Here is a 23,544-nt window from a genome sequence, read left to right as displayed (position 1 = left end):
GATCAGTTGGCGGATCTGGTAAAGGTCCTGTATGCCACGGACCGTCACTCCGTTGGGAAACACCACTTCCAGTCCAACGGAGGGTAAAGGGGCAGTTACTTCTGTAAATCGGACAACAGGAGTTGCTGAAAAAACATTGACTTTTCGGTACCAATAGGAAAAGGTGGGCAGCTTGATGTTCTCACGAAGACAGAATTCCCGCTGGGTAAGGCCGCTGGACTTGAAGGAAGCTACTGCTGCTTCCATTTGTTGTTGACTTGCTCTTTTCATAGGTTTGTTTTTGATGCAAACCTATAGCTGGTAAGGGATTTTTGGAAGATGTACTTGGCGGGGTGGGTACATACATTACTGAAAAAGTTGTGGGACAGACAAGTTATGCGGACTGCTTACACATAGCCTTAGCGACTATAAACCGTGCTGATTTTTTAGTTAGTTGGAACTTCAAACACATAGTTAACATTGAAAGAATAAGGGGTTACAACTCTATCAACATAAAAAACGGCTACAAACAATTAGAAATACGTTCATCAAGAGAATTTGAAAAATATGAAGACGACTGAAAAAACACCTGTCCGTCCGGCAGGCGGGTTTGACGCTGTAAAATTTATGCGTCAACAAAGAGACAAATTGAGCGAGAAGTTATCCAAAATGACCAAAGAAGAAATATTGGAATATTTCAAGAAATGCAAGACACAGACGACAATAAAGCCCTGTGCATAACAGCACCCACCCAAAAGTGGCGGTTCAGTGGTTAAATCAAGCTTTCCCGCTTTGGCGGGAGAAGTCGTACTTCTATCAAAGTTTCTGCTTGGATGACAGTGAAGAGCTTCGAAATCGCCACCTTCGGGTATATGCAAAACGTTTTCAATTTTTGAAATTAATCTTTAACCCATAAAAAACCCGAGAAAATCGAAATCTTCTCGCGCTTTTTTACTTTTTGGTGGCTTTTTTAAATCACTCCCTCAAAATATTCAATGGTCTTAATCAAGCCTTCTCTGAGCGGTACGGTAGGTTCCCAACCCAATTCTTTTTTGGCCAAGTCAATAATTGGCTTTCGCTGCATGGGATCGTCTTGGGGTAGGGGAAGGAATACCAGTTTGCTTTTTGAATTGGTCAGCTCAATCACCAAGTTTGCCAGCTCCAGCATGGTGAATTCACCGGGATTTCCAATATTGACCGGTCCCGTAAATCCATCTCTGGAATTCATCAGTCGGTACATACCCTCGATATTATCATCCACGTAGCAGAAGGAGCGGGTTTGTTTTCCATCGCCGTAGATGGTGATATCCTGACCTTTTAGGGCCTGCACGATAAAATTACTGACCACACGTCCATCATTGGGATGCATTCGAGGCCCGTAAGTGTTGAAAATACGCATGATTTTAATTGGCACCTTGTGCTGTCTGTTGTAATCAAAAAACAGGGTTTCTGCACATCTCTTTCCTTCATCGTAGCAGGCTCGAGGCCCGATTGGATTTACATTTCCCCGGTAGGATTCGGGTTGGGGGTGGATCTCCGGATCACCATAGACCTCCGAAGTGGAAGCCTGTAAAATTTTGATTTTAAGTCTTTTTGCCAAGCCCAGCATATTCATAGCTCCGATCACCGAAGTCTTGGTAGTCTGAACAGGATCAAACTGATAGTGGATAGGGGAGGCTGGACAAGCCAGATTGTAGATTTCGTCCACTTCTACATAAAGTGGGTGGGTGACATCATGTCTGAGCAATTCGAAGTTTTTGTCATCCAATAAATGATGGATATTTTTTCTGTTTCCTGTGAAAAAATTATCGACACAAAGGACTTCATTGCCTTCCTGAAGCAATCTTTCGCAAAGGTGGCTTCCTAAAAATCCACCCCCTCCGCTTACTAAAATTCTTTTCATTCTGTCTTAAAAGGGTTTTCAGATCAATTTGGTCAAAAATAGGCAAATGTCGCCGAAATCTAATTTTATAAATGAGATTTGATTGATTAATCGTAGATGTTGATCGGCGATTCAGTCTACTTTTCTAGCTCCCGAATCACTCTTGCAGGATTTCCGGCTACGATTACTCCTTCGGGGACATCTTTCGTCACCACAGATCCGGCTCCAATAATTGATCCGTTTCCGATTTTTACTCCAGGACAAATGATGCTTCCGCCTCCGATCCAGACATCGGAACCCACATGAATTTCCTTTCCAAATTCCCAAAGTTCACCTCGTGTTTTGGTATCGATAGGATGAGTGGCTGGATAAAATTGAACATTGGGTGCTACCAGCACACGATCCCCCAACTTCACTCGCACGACATCCAAAATCAAGCAGTTAAAATTGATAAACACATCATCCCCAACGCTGATATTATACCCGTAATCACATTGAAAGGGTGGTTCAATCCAAAAATTCCCTCCGCTTTTACCAATCAATTTTTTCAGAAGCCCTTTTCTTTCCTCGATTTCCTCAGGATCCGAGAGATTATATGCTTTCAGTAGCTTTCTTGCTTTAATCCGATCTGCTGTCAATTCGGGATCTCCGGCTTGATAGAGTAGGCCGGAAAGCATTTTTTCCTTTTCGCTCATTTTTTTCTGGTGTATAGCAAGGCTTCTTCCACACCTCGGATTTCCGCTAGTCCTTTGAGTCTTCCGATGGCAGAGTAACCTGGATTGGTTTTTTTGCTCAAATCATCCAGCATTTGATGGCCATGGTCTGGACGCATGGGGATGCTTTTGCCTCGTCTTTCCTGCACCTTGAGGATTTCATCAATCACCGCCACCATCGGCACATCGCCCTCCAAATGATTATCTTCGAAAAAGTTACCGACTTCATCCCGCTTGGTGCTTCGGAGATGGATAAAATTGATGTGATCACCAAACTCAGCCATCATGGCAGGCAAATCATTGTCTGGCCTTACACCATAGCTTCCCGTACAAAAGCAAAGTCCATTGTGCGGGTTGGGATTATCCTTGATGATTCTTCGGGCGTCAGCTGCACTGGATACTACCCGAGGCAAGCCATAAAGTGAAAATGGTGGGTCATCTGGGTGGATGGTCATATATACTCCCACTTCCTCAGCTACCGGCACAATGGCGTCTAGGAATAAACGCAAATGCTCCTGAAGTTTTTTGACATCAATGCCATCGTAGGTTTGAAGCATTGTCCGGAATTCATCCAGCGTATAACCAATTTCAGAACCGGGCAGCCCTTTTAGAATATTATCGATGATCAATTGATGCTTCTCCGGACTCAAAGCTTCGTAATACTTTCTTATTTCCTCGATTTCCTCTTTGGTGTATTCTTCAAATGCAGCTGGTCTTTTTAGGATAAAGAGATCAAATGCCTGGACGGCTTTTTTCTCATAAAAAAGGGCTTTGGCGCCATTGGGAAGTTCTTTGAAGAGGTCGGTTCGGGTCCAGTCCAGAACGGGCATAAAGTTGTAACAAACTGTAAAAACCCCCTCAGCAGCCAAATTTCGTATCGTTTGTTGATAGTTGGCGATCAGTTTTTCGAATTCTCCGGTTCGGGTTTTGATTTGTTCATGGACCGGAACGGATTCCACCACAGACCAGGTTAACCCCGCGTCCTCAATAGTTTTTTTGCGAAGCTGAATTTCCTCTTGGGTCCAAATATCTCCATTGGGAATGTGGTGAAGTGCGGTGACGATACCCGTAGCGCCAGCTTGTCGAATATCACTTAAGCTGACCGGATCACCGGGGCCATACCATCGCATGGTTTGTTCCATTTTAAAAGCCATAGGTTATGTTTTTTGGGTTTGAGTTTTATTAAACACCGGAATAAGCACTAAATCCGCCATCAACAGGGATCACAGTACCGGTGACAAATGCCGAAGCATCGGAACAGAGCCATTGCAATGCGCCGAGTAGATCTTCCGGTTTTCCAAATCTATCCATAGGAGTATGTGCGATAATCTGCTGTCCACGGCTCGTGAGGTCTCCGTCTGATTTGGTGAGAAGCGTGCGATTTTGCTCCGTGAGAAAGAATCCGGGGGCTAAAGCATTGACTCGAAAATCCGGTCCATGCTTAGATGCAAGTTCGATTGATAGCCATTTGGTGAGGTTGTCGATCGCTGCTTTTGCAGATGCATAACCCATTACTCGGGTCATCGGACGAGATGCTGCCATTGAGCTGATATTTAGTATATTACCCTTTCTCTTTTTAAGCATCAATGGAAGGATAAATTTGATGGGTAAAACTGTCCCCATGTAGTTTAGATCGATGACATTTTTTAAAGATGCTGTATCCAAGTCAAGAAAATTTTGGTCGGGAGTGATGACCGCTCCGGGCATATTTCCACCGGCCGCATTGATCAGGATATCGATTGTTCCATAATCGGCTTCGATTCGTCTAGCTGCATTTTCCACGCTGATGGGATCGGTCACATCGCAGCGGTAGCCGCTGCCGGTTCCACCAGCCACTTCGATATCCGCGAGCAATTGGGTCATTTTACTTTCGGTCCTACCGAGTATAATGATTTCCGCTCCTTCCTTGGCCAAGTGTAGGCTCATGGTATGTCCCAATACTCCTGTGGCACCGGAAAAGACGATTTTTTTTCCTGTAAGGTCAAATAGGTTCGTGTTCATTATTTAAGATCAAAGTTTGAGGGTGAAAAGTCAAAATAGTTTGCTGCATTGTGATAACAAATATCAGCGATGATTTTTCCGAGCCATTTTTCATCCCAAGGGAGGATTCCGTTTTGTACATCCTGCCCAAAAAGATTGCAGAGAATCCTTCGGAAATATTCATGTCTCGGAAATGAAAGGAAGCTACGGGAATCTGTTAGCATTCCCACAAAGCAAGAAATCAGTCCCATATTCGAAAGCGTATTGATTTGCGCTTCCATTCCTTCCTTTTGGTCGAGATACCACCAACCCGAACCAAACTGGATTTTGCCCTTGATTTCTCCTCCGTTGAAGTTACCAATCATCGCGGCAAAAATGGCATTGTCCCGTGGATTTAGATTGTAGAGGATAGTTTTGGATAGCTGCTCGCTTTTTTCCAATGAATTTAAAAATCCCGCAAGTGCTTCGGCCTGTTCAAAATCCCCAATTGAATCGAATCCCGTATCTGGACCCAATTGCCGCAATTGATGCGTATTGGTATTGCGCAGCGCTCCCAAGTGAAATTGCTGCACCCAGCCTTTTTTGTGGTACATGCGACATAGGGATTGGAGGGTTTTGAACTTGAAATATTGAGTTTCAGGTTTACTGAGCTCTTTCCCCAATCGAATCCTTCTGAATAGTTCCTCGATCTGAAAGTCTTCTTTTTCAAAAAAATAAAGCTGCTCCAATCCGTGATCAGAAAGCCGACATCCTCGGTGGTGAAAATAATCTACCCGATCCTGAAGCGCAGCCAATAAGTTTTCAAAAGAGTCGATTTTCAACTTGGCCGCTTCTCCTAATTTTTCCAAATAGGAAAGATAGCTTTCGGGATTTTCAATCGCATAGGATTTATCCGGTCGGAAAGCGGGGTAAAGCTGAAGGGAATTTCCTTTTTGAGCAAACTCCACATGATGATCTAGGGAATCTGCCGGATCATCCGTTGAGCAGATTATCTCCACATTCATTTTAGTTAATAGAGGGACCGTACGAAAATCCGGAGTTTGGAGGAATTGATTACAATGAGCATAAACCTCTGCTGCATTTTTCTGGGACAATAACTCTTCTAAACCAAAATAGCGATTCAGCTCCAGATGGGTCCAATGATAGAGTGGATTTCTTACGGTGTATGGCACCGTGAAAGCCCATTTTTCAAACTTCTCATTTGCTTCAGCATTTCCAGTGATGAATCGTTCGGAAACCCCTAAGGTTCGCATTGCCCGCCATTTGTAATGATCTCCTGCCAGCCAGATTTCGGTGAGATTTGAAAATTGTCTATTGGTATTTACCTCCGATGGAGGAAGATGGTTATGATAATCGATGATCGGGAGGTTTTTTGCGTAGCTATGATATAAAACTTTGGCAAAATCCGATTGGAGTAGAAAGTCATCAGATAAAAAGAAAGTGGGCTGATTTGGTGAATTCATGGAGTTTAGAGTCCTGAAATTTTAATGTTTTGTACCCTTGAATTTACCTCGAATTACAGGTTTTATTACATTAAACTACGAAATCGTTTGCGAATATTTCAGACCATTTATCCCAATCCATTTTAATTCCAAACTGATTTTGTTGATTTTTAAACCATTATTCCCAAAAACGTTATGAAAAACGGTATCAGCTTGAAGGAATTGGCTTCAAAACTCAATCTTGCCCCATCAACCGTGTCTAGAGCGTTGAACGATAGTTACGAGATTTCGGAAGCCACAAAGAAAAAAGTCATCTCCATGGCTGAGCATTTGAACTATCAGCCCAATCCGTTTGCACGAAGTCTTCGGGAAAATAAAAGTAAAACCATTGCTGTGATTATTCCCGAGCGGATCAATAATTTCTTTGCTCAAGTCATCGATGGAATCGAGTCGATCACCTCTGAGCATGGCTATCATCTATTGGTATACAGCACCCATGAAGATGTGGAAAAGGAGAAAAAAATCGTTTCCCTTTTGCAAAATGGAAGAGCGGATGCCATTGTGATGTCGGTTTCCAGCCAAACCAGTGATATTTCCCATTTGAAAAATCTTTATGATCGAGGTCTTCCCATTTTATTTTTTGATCGGGTTTGCGGGGAAATTCCGACAACCAAATTTATCACCAATGACTACGAAAGTGCTTTTGAAGGAACCAGGCACTTGATCCAGCAGGGGTGTAAACGCATTGCATTTTTGATGCTCAGCAAGGAGCTTTCCATCACCCGAGAGCGATATCGGGGCTATTTGGATGCCTTGAAAAAGGAGGGTATTGAAGCTGATTCCAACTTAAGTATTTGCTGTAGTCATCAGGATGAGGAAAATATTCAATTGATCAAAGCATTGCTTCAGTCGAGCGATCGTCCGGATGGGATTTTGGCTTCAGTAGAAAAGCTGGCCCTATCTACCTATCATGCAGTCAAAAAAAACAATCTTTCGATTCCGGATGATTTGAAAGTGATTTCTTTTTCGAATATGAGCATTCCAAATCTTTTGAATCCATCACTCACCACCATTACTCAACCCGCCGAGGCTATAGGACAGGAATGCGCCAAAATCCTAATTAAAAAACTGACCAAACCCCGTCAGCCGGATTTACCCAATGAAGTAATTTCATTACCCAGCCAATTGACAATCAGAGAATCTACCCTTGTGAGGTGAAAAAAAGCCGCCCCTTCTCAGAAGCGGCTCTGAAAAATTTTAAACCTGTGGCGGTTCCCAGCCCTTTTCATAAGTTCGGGACCACAGCTTCATGGCTTCCTCAGAATTGGTGATTCGTCCTGATGAAGGATCGCATTCCAGTAGTTCTCCGGTTCGGTAGCCGATATTTGCCAAGTGACACATCAGTGAACTGATGGCACCCTCCTCGATGTTGGAGTTTTGCTTTTCCGTACCTCTCACAGCATTGAAGAAATTAACCACGTGGGTAGTACTCATGTCTCCTCCGCCACCAAGGGCTGTCCCAGCTTCCGACCCTCCAGACGTACTGTCTTTGATCAACTTCCCACCTCGGTCGTAGTGTTTGTAGCCATTTCTGTTGACAAAAACGCTTCCTTCTGTCCCAAAAATGATCGTTCCCCGATCTGAACCGTAGGTGCTGTAGGCATTTCTACTTTTTCCATCCCAAATGATAGTCGAACCATTTTTGAATCTGAAAGTAGCTTCCATGGTATCGTACATGGTCCATCCGTCATTGGGGTAATGTTCTTTTGCTGCATCGACGAATACTTGCTCCGGATAATCTACCTGTAGCGCCCATCTTGCCACATCGAGTTCATGTGTGGCATTGTTGCCCGTCTCGGCGGTTCCATAATCCCATCCGTACCAGTGCCAGTTGTAATCCCAAGTGTCGTGCATGTAAGGTTTCCGTGGAGCAGGTCCTTGGAATAGTTCCCAATCCAAGCCTTCCGGAACGGGGGCAGGTGAGGGGTTGACTACTTCACCTCGGGCATTGGAATAAAAGGCTACCGCCTTATAAGCTTTTCCGATTTCGCCATTATGAATTGCAGTGATGATTTCTCTGCTTTCTGGCGCTGATCGCTGCTGATTTCCCATTTGAACCACCTTATTATATTTCTTTTGCAAAGCGATCAGCAGTTCGCCTTCGCGGGGATTATGGGAGCAGGGCTTCTCTACATAGACGTGTTTTCCACGCTCCATGGCAAGCCAGGTTCCCGGTGCATGCCAATGGTCTGGTGTAGCGTTGATCAATACATCCAAATCCTTGTCTTCCAATACTTTAATTATATTCCCTTCAAGAGTAGGTTGATAGTCAATATGCTTGCTGAAATTATTGGCTGCATTGGTCATTTGCCGCTGCATGACATCGCACAGGTAAAGCAGATTTACATTTGAGGACTGCAGTGCTATGGGCTCATAAAAAGCGCCCATTCTTCTTCCCAAGCCTGCGATAGCGACATTGAGTCGGTCATTGGCTCCTAAGATTCTACCGTATGATTTAGCCGAAAATCCAACGGCACCGAGTGCGGAAAGCCCTAATGTGGCTGCCGTGCTTTTCTTGAGAAAATCTCTTCTGTTTTGATTTTTCATGGTTATTCAGGTGGTTAATTCAGGGTTTTGATTTTGATGTTTTTAAAGCTTACTTCATTGCCGTGATCCTGCAGGAGAATGTGTCCTTGAGGAGCCTCGCCAAAGTTTTCCCAAACCTTATATTTGCTGATTTCGACCAAATCCCGGAATTCCTCAGATCCACGAACATATTCCAGGACTTGGATACCGTTTAGGTAATGCTCCACTTTATTGTCTGGGTGTACGACGATTCTTCCTTTATTCCATTCCCCAATGGGTTTGAGGAATCGATCCTGTTTTTCAGCTTTGATCAGGTCATATAAAGAAGCCAAGGTACGATTCCCTTCCCGGCCCATTTTGGCATCAGGATGTCTTTCGTCATCAAGAATTTGATATTCCAGTCCGATTGCCGATCCGGTATTTTCCTCTTCCAAAGTGACAAAATATTTAACTCCACTATTGGCTCCTTCGGAAAGCTTAAATTCAAAAGCAAAGTCAAATGCGCTGAATTCCTCGGTAGTCACAATATCTCCCGCGTTGGTAGATTCTCCACCGTCGGACTCGGCAATGGTTAAAATCCCCTCATTGACTGACCAGCCAAAATCGGGAAAGCTGTCTTTATAAGCACCCACCCAACCTTCTGCATTTTCACCATTAAAGAGTAATCGCCATCCCTGATTTTTTTCATAATCGGTCAATTCGTTGAGTCGATTATTGACTACAAAAAGATCCTTTTGAAAAGGTGTTGGCTCAATGTTTTCGGTTTTGATGCGGATGTTTCTAAAATAGGTTTTGTTCCCCGAGTCCTCGGGATTGGAAATGCTATGGACTTGTAAACCGATAAATCCACTGTTGTCCATATCGTCCACGACATAGGCAACTTCCTGACCGTTGAGCCAGGTTTTGATTTCATCGCCGATGACTTCGATTCTGTATTGATTGAATTCACCTAGTTTGAAGGCCGTTTTTGCTTCAGGATTGAGCTCCAGGGGATAAAGCCATCCCCGTCTTGCTTCATCGTAAACACCTGCTGACCATCCGCGATCGGTTGGGTCAGCTTCGATTTGATATCCGTAAACCAGCCCATTTCCGTCTCGGGCTTCCGGGTCAAACTGCCCTCTTGCCATAATTCCCGAGTTTGAGGTTTCATGCTCCACTTTGAGCTCGAGTTCTAAGACAAAATCACCATAACTTTCCTCCGAGATCAGAAAAGTATTGGGAGAACCGGCGACTGCTGTTCCGACAATAACGCCGTCTTCTACAGAAAATTCAGCAGTTCCGGCGACGGCTTTCCATCCGGTCAGGTCCTCACCATTGAATAATTCCTGCCAACCATCATTTTGTTTTTCTGGCGCGGAGCATGCTAAAATAAGGGCCGAGGCAAGTGTGGGGAATAGTTTAGAGTAATGCTTTTTCATGTTTTGGGTTGCTAATTCATTTTCTAAATTCAAGATTTTGGCTCACTGCAACAAATAGTCACAGCTTGAAATTACGCAATCGTTTGCGGCTTTCCCCAAAAAAATTATAGATTTCACAGATTGGGCTTTTAGCAGGGATTGGTTCGAAATCCCTACTTTTGCACATGCTTGATTTTAATCAGAAGGAAAAAGTTTTTGTCACTTGCAAGGACCGCTCTGTTTCATACTTGGAAAAAGAAATCCGTGAATTGGGTTTTGTGCCGGAATCTGTCGGTAGAACTGGCGTGGAAATCAAAGCCTCTCTTGAGGAATGTATGGATCTAAACCTCCATCTTCGGACCGCCTCACATGTGCTTTATGAAATTAAGTCCTTTTATCTCAGGCATGCCGATGATATTTATCGTCGGATGAAATCGATCCCCTGGGAGGATTATCTGGATGTGGACGGGTATTTTTCAGTCAATTCGGTCGTGGATAATGAATCCGTGACTACGCCGCTTATCGTCAATGTAAAAGTCAAAGATGCCATCGTAGATCGGTTTCGTGAAAAATTTGGACGTAGACCTGATTCCGGTTCTGATTTTGACGGCTTGGTTTTTCAGGTTTTTTGGAAAGAAAACCACGCTAACGTATACATCAACACCTCAGGTGAGACGCTGGCCAAGCATGGCTATCGAAAAATCCCAGGAAAAGCTCCCATGATGGAGGATTTGGCAGCGGCTACCATTTATGCTACTGAATGGAATACCCGTGTGCCTTTTATCAACCCCATGTGTGGATCGGGTACCTTGGCAATCGAAGCTGCTTTGATGGCTACCAAACGATATCCTGGACTCTATCGGGATCATTACGCTTTTCAATTTATTTTGGGATATGACTCAAGTGCTTATGAAGCCAAAGTAACCAAGCTGAAAAGTAAAATCACTGAAATCCCCGAACTCAAAATCATTGCCTCGGATATTTCCCTTCAGGCAATTTCATTTGCACAAGAAAATGCCGCCACAGCAGGAGTGGATCATATGATACAGTTTGAAGTATGCGACTTTGCCGAAACGCCGATTCCCGAAAGGCCGCGTGGGGTCATCATGTTTAATCCCGAATACGGAGAGCGGCTGGGTGAGGAAGCAGAGCTGGAGGCGATTTATAAGCGAATAGGGGATTTTATGAAACAAAAATGTGCGGGCTATCGAGGTTATATTTTTACGGGAAATATGGAATTAGCCAAAAAAGTAGGACTCAAAGCCAGCCGGAGAATTGAATTTTGGAATGGAACGATTGATTGTCGCCTTTTGAAATATGAACTCTATCAGGGGACTAGAGAGGGTTAAAGTTAGAAGAAAAAATTATCCATCACCGGGATTAATAAATTTGGGAGTTTTAATTTTTTCGAAATTTTGTATCGCTCTTGTAAATTTCAATGGCAAGCCTATTCCGCTTAGCTGCTAGACAGTCAGAAGAATAGAATATCCCAAATTGGGAAAAAATAGATTGATTTTGTATATTTGAATCATGAGAATCATTGCCTTCAGAACTTTAAGAGAGTTCTTTGAAAAGCCAGAATACTCAGATTCTGAAGCCTCATTGAGGGCTTGGTATCATGATGCTAAAGCAGCTGAGTGGAAAACTTCAAACGAGCTAAAAGAACAATTTAAAAGTGCAAGTATTATTGGAGAGGGACGCGTAGTTTTCAATGTCAAAGGCAATGATTATAGGTTAGTTGTCGCGATTGACTATGAGTTTCAAGTGATTTTCATAAGATTCATAGGAACGCATAAACAATATGATAAAATTGATGTAAAAACGATTTGATTATGAATATTCGACCAATAAAAACAGAAGAAGATTACAATTCTGCTCTCAGCAGGGTTGAAGAATTATGGGGAGCAAGAAAAGATACACCTGAAGGCGATGAACTAGATTTATTGGTGACTTTGATTGAGTCCTACGAGATGAAACATTATCCTATTGCTCCGCCTGACCCGATTGATGCTATCAAATTTCGAATGGACCAAATGGGAATGACTAAAGCCGATATGGTAAAATACCTTGGTAGTCAGAGTAGAGTAAGTGAGATTCTTAATAGAAAAAGAGGTTTGACTTTGGGTATGATTAAGTCATTATATAAAGGGTTAAAAATTCCAGCAGAGATTCTATTAGATTGATAGATTAAATTCGAAAATGCTACACAGGGTTTTTTAAGGGGCTTCCTAAAGCTGAGTGAAATAAATTAGGAAGCTGAAGACTGATTTTTTTCATCTTTCTCACTTCAGCTTTCTAATTTTTATTGATGCTCATCCCTGAGTAAATCATTTACGGTTTTTACCGGATTGAAGGTAATCAAGGGGACTTCCACAAAAATCGTGTTCCAGTTTGCCATGGATCCGTTCCATAGGCCTGGCAGTTCCAAAGCTTTCAATTCGCGTCCACTTTTTGATTTTTCAGTAATAAAGCCCGTTTTCAGATCACGAAACTCCAATAAGTCAAACTTTTCCCCCTTATAGTTTTTGGTTCCACAGACTAAATCCACCGGGTTGAAATGGGTAGCTGCTTGAAAATGGCTTTTGGAATCGGGATCATTGAGATCAATTTGTGCGGTTTCCAATATTTGTAGCGATTGGCTTCCATCTTCTTCAAGCACCCAAAAAGGCCCACCTCCGGGTTCTCCGGTATTTCTGACCATGCCACAGACGCGAATCGGTCGATTGAGTTTTTCCTTTATAAATTTAGCTTGGTCTATTTCACGTTGAGCTTCGAAATCACCCGGTAATTTTCCGCCTAATTCTTCCCAATACAATTTTTTTGCAAGGGCTAGATTTTCCCCTGACATATCTGTTTCGAGTTTTTCGAGAATCGCAAACACCTTTTCTTGGATAGCTAAAAGAACTCCTCCGATTGCAGCCTTGTAATTTTTCGTCGTTTCCTTCAATCGATCAGGAACGACATTGTCAATGTTTTTGATAAAAATCAGGTCGGCCTCGATGTCATTAAGGTTTTCCAGTAAAGCCCCATGTCCCGCAGGTCTGAATAAAATACTTCCATCTTCTTCGATAAATGGTTCATTTTCTGTGGTCACCGCGATTGTATCGGTGGATTTCTTTTGCTGGGAATAAGTCACCTCAAACCTCAGCCCGGTTTCAGATTCCAATCCCGGAAGGATTGAGGCAATTTCATTTTTAAATTTTTCCTCGTGCTCGGGAGATACGGTAAAGTGAATTTTTACCGTTTCATTTTTTCCAACGGCATATTGACTTCCTTCGATCAAATGCTCATGGGCTGGAGTTCGCTTGGTATCTCCATAGCTGTGAAAGCGTAAAAGTCCCTTAGGAAGATTCCCATAGCCCAAACCATCCTCCTGAAGAAGAGTGGCGATGATTTCCTTATAATCTTGCCGATCCAAACAGTCATTTATACTGCTTCTCTTTTCCCGAAGGGCCTGATCCAATTCCGGGTAAAAAGCGAATTTTTCGATCTGATCAATAAATTTCTGAACGAAGCTACTAGAGGACAAATCCCCGTTTCCCTCCAGAAAGGCGAATAAATCTTTGAACATGCGCGAAGCAGCACCTGATGCCGGGACAAATTTGACTACCTCGATTTTTGCTGCTTTTTGAGGATAAGTTTCCAGATGATGTTGGATTTCCTCCTCACTCAGGACTTTGATTCCATCTGTGGGGGTAGCTGGACCGGTTATTTTTAAAAATGGGAAACCGGATTTGAAATTTTCGATCTGTTTGGCGACCGTTTCCGGATTCATGCCTTGGGCTGCTATTTGTGATTCAAGAGATTTGTTCATGGCTGATTAGTTATAAAAACCTAATATAATTGACCTAAGTGTCTATCTCAATTCTCTGCTTAATTATTTCAATTTTTAGGTGAAAGATTGAAGCTCAAATCTAAATTCATGGCCAGTTTTCAGTTGGTTGAACGCTGGAAGGTCATTTTCTTCCAGTTGTAAAATTCTTGGATAACCTCCCGTCACTTGGGCATCCTGAAGCAAAATCATCAGTTTGCCACTCGGAGTTAATTGGACAGTTCCGGGAAAAACGGCTGCGGTGGCGATTGATGAATACTCATTTTTAAAAGGACTGTCTATTTGCGCACCCATTCTGTTTTTAAACGGAGTAATTAAAAAAGTATGGTTTAATAATTGGTCTTGCATCTCTTTTTGGAGCAAATCCCACTCCGGTCCCGGATAGACTCTGATATGGGTTTTGTCCTGATAGCTGGTAGAAAACACAGGATTTGCCCTTGCCTTAAAGGTAGGGATCTCCTGATTCGTGAAATACATGAATTTATCCCCATTGGAAAATTGAATTTGTTCGGTGATTCCTTCAAAAAAGCTTTTGGAACCCAATTTCGATTCACTTTGGATTCCCTGTTTGATTCCCAAATACAAAATGGAACCCTTATCAAAACCTCCGATTTTCAACTCACTTTCTGCTGGGATTTCCAGTAGGCAACCACTATTTTTTTGAACTCCGTTCAATTTTATTTCAGCTTGGGCTCCCGCTAGTCCGATCAGCGTAGGAGCTTCAAAATTGAGTACAAGTCCAGGCTGTTGAACTTCCAAAACCGCCGAGTTTTCTGGATTCCTCAGGATGTGATTTACCCATCGAAAAGCTAAGATATCCATAGGTCCAGCGCTTGGTATTCCGAATTTTCCCCATCCTTTTCGACCTAGGTCAATCACCTTCGTGCCCGGTCCTGTTTTGATAATTTTTGCAAAAGCTGGATCTCGGATCATGATAATTGCAAAGGGTTAAAATTCTTTAATCCTTCAAATTCTTCTTTGGAAATAGGTTTGAATTTAATCTGATCACCCATTTCAAAAAAAACAGGTGGACTAGCTTTGGAATTGAAAACACGAATTGGGGTACGACCAATGACATGCCAGCCTCCGGGGCTCTGCTGAGGATATATCCCTGTTTGATTTCCGCCAATTGCCACGGATCCTGATGGAATCGCCCGATCAGGTTGTGATTTTCGGGGGGTCGTCAATTTCGGATCCAAGCCAGATAAATAGGGGAAACCGGGCAAGAATCCGATAAAGTGAATTCGGTAGGTTGGAGATGAATGAAGATGGATAAACTCCTCAATAGTTATGGGTTTTAATTTTGCCAGTCGGTCTAGGTCAAATCCAAATTCAAGATCGTAGCATACGGGTATTTCCCAGGTTTTTGTGTCAAGACTAGTTGGCTTTAAACTCAGATTAGCCAAAAATTCTTCAAAGCCAAAATTACCATATCGCTCTTTCCACTGGATAGAAATAGTTTTGAATCCGCTTCTAATATCCTCGATGGAGGGTGCGAAATTCTTACTGATTTCTGATAAAATATAGATTTTCATTTCCAACAGCTCGTCGGAAACTGGGACATCCCAAAACAACTCCGTAAGTCTGGGACTGATGGTTCTTATCGATGGGATTAATGCCACCATTTTTGTCGGATTATGGGGAGGAAAGAAAGGATTCCGGGATTGTCTCCGTGAAAACAAATCGTTTCGGCAGTTATGGGTAGTTTTTTTCCGGAATTACTTTCGATTATTCCATCCTCGATGATTGCTTTCAAGTGACTTTCTACCTCGGCTAATTCAGTAAAGAGCGCATGTTCTTTTGAACGTGAAAGAAGTAAATAATTGTCCGTGTAAGCCCGATCGCCAAATAGCTCACGCTTGATAGGAATTTCTTTTTCCTTAGCCACTTTTTCAATAGCGGAATGGGGCGGAACAAACAAAGGAACGGAAGGGTAATTTTCGGATATAAACTCACACAGAACTTCTGCCAACTCGGTTTTTTTTGCTGCATCATTGTATAAGGCACCATGAAACTTGATGTGATCTATGGGGACTTGAAGTTGCCCGGCGATAGTCAAAAAAACGTCAATTTGTCTTTGAAGACTTTCGAGTAATTTTTTGTCGGATATGATCAAAGACTTTCGTCCAAAATTTTGAGGATCCGGATAGGAGGGATGAGCCCCAGCTTTTTTGCCAAAATCGATACAGCGTTTGAGCGTATTTCGCATGCTATGTGCATCACCAATATGGCCTCCGCAAGCTACACTTGCCGCATCGATAAATGGAAGAACTAGATCTTCATTAGCAATTCCTTCGCCTAAGTCACAGTTGATTTCAAACACAAATGGTAGAGGATTAATCTATTAATTCAAGTTACAAAAGATTTTGATTGAGCATTGATTATCGGGCTGAAAAACAGGATTTGACTTGAATTTTACGATTTTTTAATTTAGTGACATGTTTCACCAAAATCAATAATCTATATGGGAAAAGGAGATTTGAAAACCAAAAGAGGAAAGATTAACCGCGGAACTTTCGGAGCAAGTAGACCAAAAACAGCAGCCAATAAAAAGACTCGCCGCGAGCGGATGGGACTGGACAAAAAGGATTGACAAGAAAAGGGAGTTTCGACTCCCTTTTTTTATAAGTTATTGTAGTACTTGATCAACTCATTCAACTGCTTAAAATCAAACTTTCCTTTTGCCAATCTCAAATGATGCATGATCGCCAAAGATTTTTTCATCCGACTTTCAGGATTTTTTACCCTGACTACCAAATGAATCAAACTTCGCTGTTTTCCGGGGGTCAATCCATTGAAATAAATACGACCTTCCTCATCCTGATCCATCAAAACTTCAAATTCTTCGGGGAGCTCCAGTCCAAACTCACTTTGATCTTTTTCCAATTGGACCGAAACAGTTGAGCCGTCTTCAAGCCCGAGTTTTTCACGAATCTGCCGATTGACCATCAGGTACCAATAATGTTTTGACTTGATCAAGGCCATGTGAAAAGGACCAAGGGAATCGATCCAAACCAATACTCTTCGATGATCTACGTCAATGAATTTTGTGGCAATTTCATCCGAAACCGCTACGTGATATTGCCAGTGATTAAAGTCAAACTTCTGGATTTTTGCTTGAAAGCTTTCCATTGCATTTTTGATATTACTTAATGAAGTGTCTATCTTCCCTTCTTTCTTGCGACTAAAATACGATTTCCACCGATGAATATCCGATCAAAACTCCCCAATACCGGAACCACTATTTTCACGATCATGTCTCAAATGGCCAAGGATCAGGGGGCGATCAATCTTTCGCAAGGCTTTCCGGGATTTGATGCGGATTCGGTATTATTGGATTTGGTTGCGAAATACATCAAACTTGGTCACAATCAATATGCTCCGATGAGCGGTATTGAGTCCTTGAGAAAAAATCTGGCAATAAAAACAGAAAAATGTTATGGTTTTTTGCCGGACTACCAAGAGGAAGTGACGATCGTTTCCGGAGCCACTGAAGCACTTTTTGCCGCAATCAGCACCGTAATCCGCCCTGGCGACGAGGCTTTGATTTTAGAGCCTGCTTACGATAGCTATGAGCCGGCTATTATTCTAAATGGAGGAATTCCGATCCATATCTCACTCAATGAAGCTGATTTCTCCGTGAATTGGGATCGGATCAAATCTGCGGTGAGCTTTAAGACCAAATTGATTGTCGTCAATTCGCCTCATAATCCGACCGGATATGTGTGGACAGCTGAGGATTTAAAGATCTTGGCGGACTTGATCCGGGACCGGAATATTTTTGTGGTTAGCGATGAAGTTTATGAGCATATTACTTTCGATGGTCGAGCCCATTTATCCCTACTTGGGAATGAGGAGTTGAGAAAGAAAACGTTTGTTTGTGGTTCCTTTGGAAAGACATTTCATGTCACAGGATGGAAAGTCGGCTATTGTATCGCGCCAAAGGAATTGACAAAGGAATTTCGTAAAATCCATCAATTTCTGACTTTTAGTACAGTCACTCCGATTCAATTTGCTCTGGCAGAATATTTGGAAAATCCGGATCACTATCAATCGATTCAGGAATTTTATGAGAAAAAAAGAAACCTATTTTTGGAAGGATTGAAACAAACCAAACTGAAATTCAGCACAACTCAAGGAAGCTTTTTTCAAATGGCCAGCTATGGTCATTTATCCAAGATCAGCGATCAAAAGCTGGCCGAACTCATGTGCAAAAAACTGAAAGTGGCCTGTATTCCCGTTTCATCCTTTTATCATAATGGGACGGATAATCAGTTTATTCGTTTTTGTTTTGCCAAGGAAGAAAGGGAACTGGAAGAAGCCATGAATAGACTTCTTCGATTAGAAGAGATTCTTTGATCAGCGACCGACAGGCGTTTCATCGCATTCCACATCACCTATGACATACTGCATTCCATCCAAATAAAATTGGAGCAAATCGGGGTTTTCAAAACTCTGCGCATTGTGAGAAGGGGAAGCGTAAAAAACTTTTCCATCACCTTCTGATCTAATCCATGCGACGTAGATTTTTTCTCTTGGGTCGGTTTGACCATTTCGCTGTTTTTCGATTTCTGAATTTTTGAAATAAAGCAAAGGCTTGAAATCACCTTTATCGTAGGCATTCTTATAAAAATAAGGCTCATCGATATGCTCAAATCCTTCTTTGGGAAAAGCCTGAACGAGCGGATGCTCGGGATCCTCGAGATAAACCCGGAAATTTTGCTGTGGAGGATGATAGTCAAAGCTTCCTCCGATCAGTTTACCAAATTCAGTTGAGGAATTTTGAGTGGTTATTCCTCCATGTAGTACCATCAATCCGCCTCCATTTGCTACGTAATCGAGCAGATTTTTTTCCAACTGCAAAGCCTCTTTCATCAGAATAACCGAGTCCTCATTTGATTCTTCTCGGAGTTTGTCCCAAAATAAATTGCGGTGATCGGGTTTGGAGCAGGTGTTATTTAGGATAATTGCATCGTAGTTTTCTAAGTTTCCCGCCTCAAATTCCTCAATATTTTTACTGGCAACCATTTCAAAAATCCCGCTTTTTTGACCGATGATTTTGAGCATTTCTTCGGTGTGCGGAATGACCCAATGCTCAAATCCGGTATGCAGTGAAAAAATCAAAACCTTCTTTTTTCCGGAGCTTTTAAAGGTTGATTTTTCTGGGGCTAAATTTTGAATTTTCAATTTCCAGCTATCATCCAAGGACACTTCCTGAAGGTCTTGGGCTTGGGAAATACCGCAGAAAAAAAGGAAAAGGATTCCGTAGATTAAAGAGGGTTTCATGGGTAACAAGTGGGTTAGTAGAAGGAATTTGTTCAGTAAAGTCATAACTTCATAGGCATCACCCAATAACTTGAAAATTTTATGTCTATCAAAAGAATTTTATTTGGATTGCAATTTTTGATCCTGGTTTCTTTTTCCGCCTTCGGCCAACAAGTGGAATTACGGGAATCTTCTTCTGGTATTGATTTTCTGATAAATTCCAATACAGTACTCAGCTATCAAACTGCAACCGCCAAAGTTCCGGAAGGTATAAATGAATCCTTTGCCATGTCGGGGTTTATTCATCCACTGAGAACCTTAAGCGGACAGGTTTTGACTCGGATTCAGCCAGAAGACCATTATCATCATTATGGACTTTGGGGACCGTGGACGAGAGCGACCATAGAGGGAAGGTCAGTTGATTTTTGGAATTTGGGAGATGAAAAGGGAAGAGTGGATTTTGGAGAAATTTTACAGAAAAAAGAGGAATCAAACCGTGCCCTGATCACCGTAAGCCAAAATCACATCGATTTAACAGCTTCGGCTAAGGGTAACTTGGCAATGGAAGAAGAGCTGACGATCTCCCTAGAGCCGATTGATTCGAATCGTTATGTATTGGATTATCAGCGTGAATTTTGGACCATGATTCCTTCGGGAATGGTTTTGGATCAATATCGATATGGGGGAGGAGTTTTCATCCGAGCTGTGGAAACTTGGGGCTCAGCTACCAGCCAAATTCTGACCTCTGAGTCCAAATCTAGAGATGAAGCGGATGCTTCAAGAGCGCGATGGATTATGCTCATTGGTGAAAGTCAACATGCCTCCGGCAAAAGTGGAATTTTGATTTTGAGCAATCCAAAAAACCACTCTCATCCCGAGCCTTTACGGGTTTGGCCTTCAGATTCCAATGGAGGAAAAGGTAATGTTTTTTTGGGCTTTACACCCATTAGAGAAGAAGAATGGAAATTGGATTTTGGTCAAAAATACAAGCTGAACTATCGACTTATTGTGTTTGACGGGGAGCTTAGTTTTGAGGAGGCAGACGCATATTGGTCTAGCTATGTGGAAAGCTTGGGGAATTATTGATGGGGGAGTTTGTTGTAGAGAGGTAAAGGAGAAAACTATTATCGGTTTTGATCCGCAAATGTTGGATTAAGTCTCTAAATTGGGCTGATAATAACTTTTTGCATAGGATATTTCCAAACAGGCCTTTCCTTTTTGAGTTATTATTTATGAAATCATTTTTATGAAGCCAGTCTCAAGCACCTTTGATCAACGAAAACCAACCGTAGCAATAGCTGGGGCTGGAGGATATATCGGTCGTTGGTTTATTCATCAGTTCAAAGATAAATATCATATTGTAGCACTCAGTCGGAAAAAGGTGAAAAAAAATCCTCATCCCGAAGTAGAGTGGAGGCAAGTGGAATTGTATTCGATTACGAGTACCGTGGAGGCGCTCAATGGAGTGGATGTTGCCATTTATTTGGTGCATTCGATGAATGCCTCGACGCGATTAAATCAGGGGAGTTTTGAAGATACGGATTTATTGCTGGCAGATAATTTTAGTAGGGCAGCGGCATTGAACCAAGTTCAGCAAATCATCTATTTGGGAGGCTTGCTTCCAGAGGAGCCTGAAAGTAAGCTTTCTCGCCATCTGAGAAGCCGCTTGGAAGTAGAGAGAACCTTGGGATCTCGATCCGCCAAACTCACGGCTTTGAGAGCATCTATCATTGTAGGACCTGGAGGCTCGAGTTTTGATATGATCAAAAATCTGGTTAGAAAACTGCCTGTTTTGATGTGTCCTAAATGGACTGAATCCGAAACTCAGCCGATTTCTTTGAGGGATACCTTGGATATCATGGATACCTGTATTGGTAATGCCCAGGTTTTTGACAAAGTGATCGAAATCGGAAATCCTGAGGTGATGACCTACCGGAATATGCTTGAACGTACTGCCAAAGTAATGGGTAAAAAAAGGCTCGTATTCTCTGTTCCTGTTTTTTCTTTAGGGTTAAGTAAATTATGGGTGGGTATATTCGGAGAAAGTCCTCCGCAGCTGGTTTCGCCTTTGGTAGAAAGTCTACGCCATACCTTGACAGTTACCCCTGAATTGGCATTTAAAGAAAAAGAAATCGATTATCTCAGCTATGAAGAAGCTGCGGATATCGCGCTGAACTCAAAGGAAAATCCTGTTTTACCGGTTTTTTACAAGAATAAAGGCGTGAGAAATACCGTTCGTAGTATTCAGCGAATGAGTAATAGAAGTGGACATTCGGCTACCTGGGTGGCAAATCGCTACAATATTTGGTTGCCGAGCTTTTTCAAATTCCTCATCAATGGAAAGCGAACGGAAACCGGAGATATCGGATTTCACCTCTTATGGGGCAAGAAACCCATGCTTCAATTGACCATGATTCCGGATCGAAGTGACAATGACCGTCAGCTTTTTTATATCACAGGAGGATGGCTGGTTAAGCGATTTGATTATGGATGGCTGGAGTTTAGGGGTGTGTTGGGTGGCAGTTATATTTTATCTGCCATTCATGAGTTTGTTCCGAGATTGCCTTGGTACGTATACGTTACTACTCAGGCAAGATTTCACCTTTGGGTGATGAATCGTTTTAAAAAATACTTAGAAAGAAAAGTAGATTGATTAACTTTTGGAGAAATCAATCAGAATCTAAACCCAACCATAAAAAACCTAAATCCAAAATGAATATAGTCAGATTTGAAAATGGAGATACCATGCCGATTATCGGTTTGGGCACTTGGAAAAGTAAACCAGGAGAAGTCCGAAAGGCAGTTTATTGGGCATTGGAAGCCGGATATAGACACATAGACTGTGCTGCCATCTATCAGAACGAGAAGGAGGTAGGCCAAGGTTTGGCAGATGCTTTCGGTGATGGATTGGTCAAGCGCTCTGAGGTATTTATTACTTCCAAACTCTGGAATGACTCGCACCGCTATGAGGACGTGGGACCGGCATTGGATAAGACTTTGAATGATCTCCGACTGGATTATTTGGATTTATATTTGGTTCACTGGCCAATTTCTTTCAAGCACGGGGTAGGTTTTGCCTCACACCGGGAGGAATTTTATACTTATCAGGACGTGCCGTTGACACAAACCTGGCAGGCCATGCAAGAGCAGAGAATTCATGGTAAAGCCAAACATATCGGGGTTTCTAATTTTAATCAGAAAAAACTAACCGAAATCATGTCGGTCTCCGGTCAAAAGCCAGAAATGAATCAAGTGGAAATGCATCCCTTTTTACCGCAAGAGGAGTTGGTGGAGTTTTGCAAAAGCAATGGAATTTTGATGACTGCTTATAGTCCTTTAGGTTCGCCGGATAGCAGGGCAGAGAGACACAAAGACGACCCCAAATTATTGGAAAATCAAGTAGTTAAAGACATTGCCCAAAAGCATGATGCATCCGTGGGACAGGTCCTTATTGCCTGGTCCATCTCAAGGGATATTGTAGTCATCCCAAAATCAGTAAACCAAGGGAGAATTCAAGAAAATCTAAAAGCTGCAGAACTGGAATTGGATCAAGAGGATCTTGAGGCGCTCAAAAATATAGGAGTTTCCCATCGCTTTGTAGATGGGAGCTTTTTCACAGGACCTCAGAGTCCCTATAAGCCATCTGATCTTTGGGATAGTTAATCCGAAGAGAAAAGTCCGCTCAAAAAATAAATCCCGCTCTATATTAGGGCGGGATTTGCTTTTTATTTGCTTCTTAATCCTCAATTTCTAGTGCTTCGAGTATTTCTGCCAATTCGTCAAAATCTTTCAGGCCCGGTTTGATTTCCTCTCCGCCATCAAGAGCGATTCCTTTTAATCCGAGCTTTTCGGGAAGGTTGACCAACAAATCCGGCTGAAGATTACCGCCGATTAAAACTGGAACTTCGGCTGCCAATCGATGGAGATCAGCCATCTCGGATTCAGACAAAACCCTGTCTTCGGTGAACACATGAAGGGAAATTTCGTGATCTTGAATTTCATTGATGATGGCTTCGTCCAATTTATTGATATCTGCAACCGGGATTTTTAAAATTCCCTTTTTTCCAGATTTTACCAAGGTAAAAAGTGTACGAATATCCGAATGCTCCACCCAGTTTAGATCCGGGTAGTTTTCGATCACCTGATGAACCAGATTGGCTTCCAGTTTGTCAAATTCTCCTATGAAATCAGGACCTGAAACCCATCCGGTGATTTCGGAAAATTGAGAGGGACTGACATATTTAGGCGAGTCTTCCTCGAGCTCAAAACCCAACAGGTCCACGTACATTCCCGCACAATATCTGGCGTCACTGAGATTGGTAATTCCACTTATTTTTACAAAAGTCTTGAGTGCCATAGGATCGAATTTGTCGCAAATGTAAAAACTCAAACATGACCAGTCCTAATAAAATTGAAAATTGAGCCGATTATTCTTTTCGGTTTTTTCATTTAATCCTTCTATTTTTAA

25 protein-coding genes are annotated in these 23,544 nt (G+C 42.3%); 10 read left to right on the top strand and 15 right to left on the bottom strand.

Annotated features, from left to right (window positions below):
* The coding region (gene tnpA, locus BM043_RS17910; RefSeq protein WP_092794212.1) for an IS66 family insertion sequence element accessory protein TnpA at positions 1 to 270 on the bottom strand (270 nt) is incomplete at its 3' end.
* A 276-nt stretch (positions 271 to 546) separates the two neighbouring features.
* Here tnpA and BM043_RS19580 point away from each other — a divergent pair.
* Positions 547 to 720 carry a hypothetical protein gene (locus BM043_RS19580; RefSeq protein WP_177188517.1) on the top strand — a complete coding sequence of 58 codons (174 nt, stop codon included), beginning with the start codon at positions 547 to 549 and terminating at the stop codon, positions 718 to 720.
* Between the two features lie 229 nt (positions 721 to 949).
* Here the strand turns inward: BM043_RS19580 and BM043_RS17895 are convergent, their stop codons facing one another.
* From BM043_RS17895 to uxaC, 5 genes are all read right to left on the bottom strand, one after another.
* Positions 950 to 1,882 carry a UDP-glucuronic acid decarboxylase family protein gene (locus tag BM043_RS17895; RefSeq protein ID WP_092794206.1) on the bottom strand — a complete coding sequence of 311 codons (933 nt, stop codon included), beginning with the start codon at positions 1,880 to 1,882 and terminating at the stop codon, positions 950 to 952.
* 116 nt (positions 1,883 to 1,998) lie between these two features.
* On the bottom strand, positions 1,999 to 2,556 hold the full coding sequence (locus BM043_RS17890) for a sugar O-acetyltransferase (RefSeq protein WP_092794204.1): 558 nt from the start codon (positions 2,554 to 2,556) through the stop codon (positions 1,999 to 2,001).
* Positions 2,553 to 3,728 carry a mannonate dehydratase gene (uxuA, locus tag BM043_RS17885; protein WP_092794201.1) on the bottom strand — a complete coding sequence of 392 codons (1,176 nt, stop codon included), beginning with the start codon at positions 3,726 to 3,728 and terminating at the stop codon, positions 2,553 to 2,555. The genes BM043_RS17890 and uxuA overlap by 4 nt, the downstream gene beginning before the upstream one ends.
* Positions 3,729 to 3,756: 28 nt before the next feature.
* Positions 3,757 to 4,575 (bottom strand): SDR family oxidoreductase, encoded by an 819-nt coding sequence (locus BM043_RS17880; protein WP_092794199.1) that lies wholly within the window; start codon positions 4,573 to 4,575, stop codon positions 3,757 to 3,759.
* A complete protein-coding gene (gene uxaC / locus BM043_RS17875) occupies positions 4,575 to 6,017 on the bottom strand; it encodes a glucuronate isomerase (protein WP_092794197.1) in 1,443 nt (480 codons plus the stop codon). Before uxaC ends, BM043_RS17880 begins: the two co-directional genes overlap by 1 nt.
* 174 nt (positions 6,018 to 6,191) lie before the next feature.
* On the opposite strand from uxaC, the gene BM043_RS17870 reads away from it, so the two are divergent.
* Positions 6,192 to 7,214, top strand: coding sequence for a LacI family DNA-binding transcriptional regulator (locus BM043_RS17870; protein WP_092794194.1), 1,023 nt, complete (start codon positions 6,192 to 6,194; stop codon positions 7,212 to 7,214).
* A gap of 39 nt (positions 7,215 to 7,253) precedes the next feature.
* Here the strand turns inward: BM043_RS17870 and BM043_RS17865 are convergent, their stop codons facing one another.
* Complete coding sequence (locus tag BM043_RS17865) at positions 7,254 to 8,603, bottom strand: Gfo/Idh/MocA family protein (RefSeq protein WP_092794192.1); 1,350 nt, start codon at positions 8,601 to 8,603, stop codon at positions 7,254 to 7,256.
* 14 nt (positions 8,604 to 8,617) lie between these two features.
* Positions 8,618 to 10,000, bottom strand: coding sequence for a 3-keto-disaccharide hydrolase (locus tag BM043_RS17860; protein WP_092794223.1), 1,383 nt, complete (start codon positions 9,998 to 10,000; stop codon positions 8,618 to 8,620).
* A gap of 164 nt (positions 10,001 to 10,164) precedes the next feature.
* Here BM043_RS17860 and BM043_RS17855 point away from each other — a divergent pair, with 164 nt between their 5' ends.
* The 3 genes from BM043_RS17855 to BM043_RS17845 all read left to right on the top strand — a co-directional run bounded on the left by BM043_RS17855 (position 10,165) and on the right by BM043_RS17845 (position 12,162).
* Positions 10,165 to 11,328 carry a THUMP domain-containing class I SAM-dependent RNA methyltransferase gene (locus BM043_RS17855; RefSeq protein WP_092794189.1) on the top strand — a complete coding sequence of 388 codons (1,164 nt, stop codon included), beginning with the start codon at positions 10,165 to 10,167 and terminating at the stop codon, positions 11,326 to 11,328.
* A 181-nt stretch (positions 11,329 to 11,509) separates the two neighbouring features.
* Positions 11,510 to 11,809: a type II toxin-antitoxin system HigB family toxin gene (locus BM043_RS17850; RefSeq protein WP_092794183.1), complete on the top strand. Its 300-nt coding sequence runs from the start codon at positions 11,510 to 11,512 to the stop codon at positions 11,807 to 11,809.
* Between the two features lie 2 nt (positions 11,810 to 11,811).
* The gene (locus BM043_RS17845) at positions 11,812 to 12,162 is read left to right on the top strand and encodes a helix-turn-helix domain-containing protein (protein ID WP_092794180.1); all 351 of its coding nucleotides are present in this window, start codon (positions 11,812 to 11,814) and stop codon (positions 12,160 to 12,162) included.
* 119 nt (positions 12,163 to 12,281) lie between these two features.
* On the opposite strand, the gene BM043_RS17840 is transcribed toward BM043_RS17845, so the two are convergent.
* The 4 genes from BM043_RS17840 to BM043_RS17825 form a co-directional block, all read right to left on the bottom strand.
* Positions 12,282 to 13,793, bottom strand: coding sequence for a DUF4301 family protein (locus BM043_RS17840; RefSeq protein WP_092794178.1), 1,512 nt, complete (start codon positions 13,791 to 13,793; stop codon positions 12,282 to 12,284).
* 75 nt (positions 13,794 to 13,868) lie between these two features.
* Positions 13,869 to 14,744: a 5-oxoprolinase subunit C family protein gene (locus BM043_RS17835; RefSeq protein WP_092794176.1), complete on the bottom strand. Its 876-nt coding sequence runs from the start codon at positions 14,742 to 14,744 to the stop codon at positions 13,869 to 13,871.
* On the bottom strand, positions 14,741 to 15,436 hold the full coding sequence (gene pxpB, locus BM043_RS17830; protein WP_092794174.1) for a 5-oxoprolinase subunit PxpB: 696 nt from the start codon (positions 15,434 to 15,436) through the stop codon (positions 14,741 to 14,743). The genes BM043_RS17835 and pxpB overlap by 4 nt, the downstream gene beginning before the upstream one ends.
* Entirely contained in the window at positions 15,424 to 16,134 is a 711-nt protein-coding gene (locus BM043_RS17825; protein ID WP_177188516.1) for a LamB/YcsF family protein, read from the bottom strand. Before BM043_RS17825 ends, pxpB begins: the two co-directional genes overlap by 13 nt.
* 141 nt (positions 16,135 to 16,275) lie before the next feature.
* Between BM043_RS17825 and BM043_RS17820 the strand changes: the two genes are divergently transcribed.
* Entirely contained in the window at positions 16,276 to 16,404 is a 129-nt protein-coding gene (locus BM043_RS17820; RefSeq protein ID WP_092794168.1) for a 30S ribosomal protein THX, read from the top strand.
* Positions 16,405 to 16,433: 29 nt separating this feature from the next.
* Here BM043_RS17820 and BM043_RS17815 read toward each other — a convergent pair whose 3' ends face one another.
* On the bottom strand, positions 16,434 to 16,943 hold the full coding sequence (locus BM043_RS17815) for a YdeI/OmpD-associated family protein (protein WP_092794165.1): 510 nt from the start codon (positions 16,941 to 16,943) through the stop codon (positions 16,434 to 16,436).
* 72 nt (positions 16,944 to 17,015) lie between these two features.
* On the opposite strand from BM043_RS17815, the gene BM043_RS17810 reads away from it, so the two are divergent.
* The gene (locus BM043_RS17810; protein WP_092794162.1) at positions 17,016 to 18,170 is read left to right on the top strand and encodes a methionine aminotransferase; all 1,155 of its coding nucleotides are present in this window, start codon (positions 17,016 to 17,018) and stop codon (positions 18,168 to 18,170) included.
* On the opposite strand, the gene BM043_RS17805 is transcribed toward BM043_RS17810, so the two are convergent.
* Positions 18,171 to 19,097, bottom strand: a complete 927-nt coding sequence (locus tag BM043_RS17805; protein ID WP_092794159.1) for a ThuA domain-containing protein — start codon at positions 19,095 to 19,097, stop codon at positions 18,171 to 18,173.
* A gap of 81 nt (positions 19,098 to 19,178) precedes the next feature.
* Between BM043_RS17805 and BM043_RS17800 the strand changes: the two genes are divergently transcribed.
* From BM043_RS17800 to BM043_RS17790, 3 genes are all read left to right on the top strand, one after another.
* Positions 19,179 to 20,162 carry a DUF6807 domain-containing protein gene (locus BM043_RS17800; RefSeq protein WP_092794156.1) on the top strand — a complete coding sequence of 328 codons (984 nt, stop codon included), beginning with the start codon at positions 19,179 to 19,181 and terminating at the stop codon, positions 20,160 to 20,162.
* Between the two features lie 160 nt (positions 20,163 to 20,322).
* Complete coding sequence (locus BM043_RS17795) at positions 20,323 to 21,729, top strand: NAD-dependent epimerase/dehydratase family protein (protein WP_092794153.1); 1,407 nt, start codon at positions 20,323 to 20,325, stop codon at positions 21,727 to 21,729.
* 59 nt (positions 21,730 to 21,788) lie between these two features.
* Positions 21,789 to 22,739 carry an aldo/keto reductase gene (locus tag BM043_RS17790; RefSeq protein WP_092794220.1) on the top strand — a complete coding sequence of 317 codons (951 nt, stop codon included), beginning with the start codon at positions 21,789 to 21,791 and terminating at the stop codon, positions 22,737 to 22,739.
* 73 nt (positions 22,740 to 22,812) lie between these two features.
* Here BM043_RS17790 and BM043_RS17785 read toward each other — a convergent pair whose 3' ends face one another.
* Complete coding sequence (locus BM043_RS17785) at positions 22,813 to 23,433, bottom strand: beta/alpha barrel domain-containing protein (protein WP_092794150.1); 621 nt, start codon at positions 23,431 to 23,433, stop codon at positions 22,813 to 22,815.
* Positions 23,434 to 23,544 lie beyond the last annotated feature (111 nt).

The organism is Algoriphagus hitonicola (assembly GCF_900113375.1).
GTDB classification, from domain to species: Bacteria; Bacteroidota; Bacteroidia; order Cytophagales; family Cyclobacteriaceae; genus Algoriphagus; species Algoriphagus hitonicola.
This window is presented reverse-complemented; position numbering and strand designations above follow the sequence as displayed.

Excerpts from the sequence above, each read along its gene's own strand:
- BM043_RS17805 (WP_092794159.1), bottom strand. The coding sequence starts at position 19,097 with ATGAAACCCTCTTTAATCTACGGAATCCTTTTCCTTTTTTTCTGCGGT.
- uxaC (WP_092794197.1), bottom strand. The coding sequence starts at position 6,017 with ATGAATTCACCAAATCAGCCCACTTTCTTTTTATCTGATGACTTTCTA.
- BM043_RS17850 (WP_092794183.1), top strand. The coding sequence starts at position 11,510 with ATGAGAATCATTGCCTTCAGAACTTTAAGAGAGTTCTTTGAAAAGCCA.
- BM043_RS17835 (WP_092794176.1), bottom strand. The coding sequence starts at position 14,744 with ATGATCCGAGATCCAGCTTTTGCAAAAATTATCAAAACAGGACCGGGC.
- BM043_RS17820 (WP_092794168.1), top strand. The coding sequence starts at position 16,276 with ATGGGAAAAGGAGATTTGAAAACCAAAAGAGGAAAGATTAACCGCGGA.
- BM043_RS17855 (WP_092794189.1), top strand. The coding sequence starts at position 10,165 with ATGCTTGATTTTAATCAGAAGGAAAAAGTTTTTGTCACTTGCAAGGAC.
- BM043_RS17795 (WP_092794153.1), top strand. The coding sequence starts at position 20,323 with ATGAAGCCAGTCTCAAGCACCTTTGATCAACGAAAACCAACCGTAGCA.
- BM043_RS17810 (WP_092794162.1), top strand. The coding sequence starts at position 17,016 with ATGAATATCCGATCAAAACTCCCCAATACCGGAACCACTATTTTCACG.
- BM043_RS17865 (WP_092794192.1), bottom strand. The coding sequence starts at position 8,603 with ATGAAAAATCAAAACAGAAGAGATTTTCTCAAGAAAAGCACGGCAGCC.
- BM043_RS17840 (WP_092794178.1), bottom strand. The coding sequence starts at position 13,793 with ATGAACAAATCTCTTGAATCACAAATAGCAGCCCAAGGCATGAATCCG.
- BM043_RS17895 (WP_092794206.1), bottom strand. The coding sequence starts at position 1,882 with ATGAAAAGAATTTTAGTAAGCGGAGGGGGTGGATTTTTAGGAAGCCAC.
- pxpB (WP_092794174.1), bottom strand. The coding sequence starts at position 15,436 with ATGGTGGCATTAATCCCATCGATAAGAACCATCAGTCCCAGACTTACG.
- BM043_RS19580 (WP_177188517.1), top strand. The coding sequence starts at position 547 with ATGAAGACGACTGAAAAAACACCTGTCCGTCCGGCAGGCGGGTTTGAC.
- BM043_RS17815 (WP_092794165.1), bottom strand. The coding sequence starts at position 16,943 with ATGGAAAGCTTTCAAGCAAAAATCCAGAAGTTTGACTTTAATCACTGG.
- BM043_RS17890 (WP_092794204.1), bottom strand. The coding sequence starts at position 2,556 with ATGAGCGAAAAGGAAAAAATGCTTTCCGGCCTACTCTATCAAGCCGGA.
- BM043_RS17790 (WP_092794220.1), top strand. The coding sequence starts at position 21,789 with ATGAATATAGTCAGATTTGAAAATGGAGATACCATGCCGATTATCGGT.
- BM043_RS17870 (WP_092794194.1), top strand. The coding sequence starts at position 6,192 with ATGAAAAACGGTATCAGCTTGAAGGAATTGGCTTCAAAACTCAATCTT.
- BM043_RS17800 (WP_092794156.1), top strand. The coding sequence starts at position 19,179 with ATGTCTATCAAAAGAATTTTATTTGGATTGCAATTTTTGATCCTGGTT.
- uxuA (WP_092794201.1), bottom strand. The coding sequence starts at position 3,728 with ATGGCTTTTAAAATGGAACAAACCATGCGATGGTATGGCCCCGGTGAT.
- BM043_RS17785 (WP_092794150.1), bottom strand. The coding sequence starts at position 23,433 with ATGGCACTCAAGACTTTTGTAAAAATAAGTGGAATTACCAATCTCAGT.
- BM043_RS17845 (WP_092794180.1), top strand. The coding sequence starts at position 11,812 with ATGAATATTCGACCAATAAAAACAGAAGAAGATTACAATTCTGCTCTC.
- BM043_RS17880 (WP_092794199.1), bottom strand. The coding sequence starts at position 4,575 with ATGAACACGAACCTATTTGACCTTACAGGAAAAAAAATCGTCTTTTCC.
- BM043_RS17860 (WP_092794223.1), bottom strand. The coding sequence starts at position 10,000 with ATGAAAAAGCATTACTCTAAACTATTCCCCACACTTGCCTCGGCCCTT.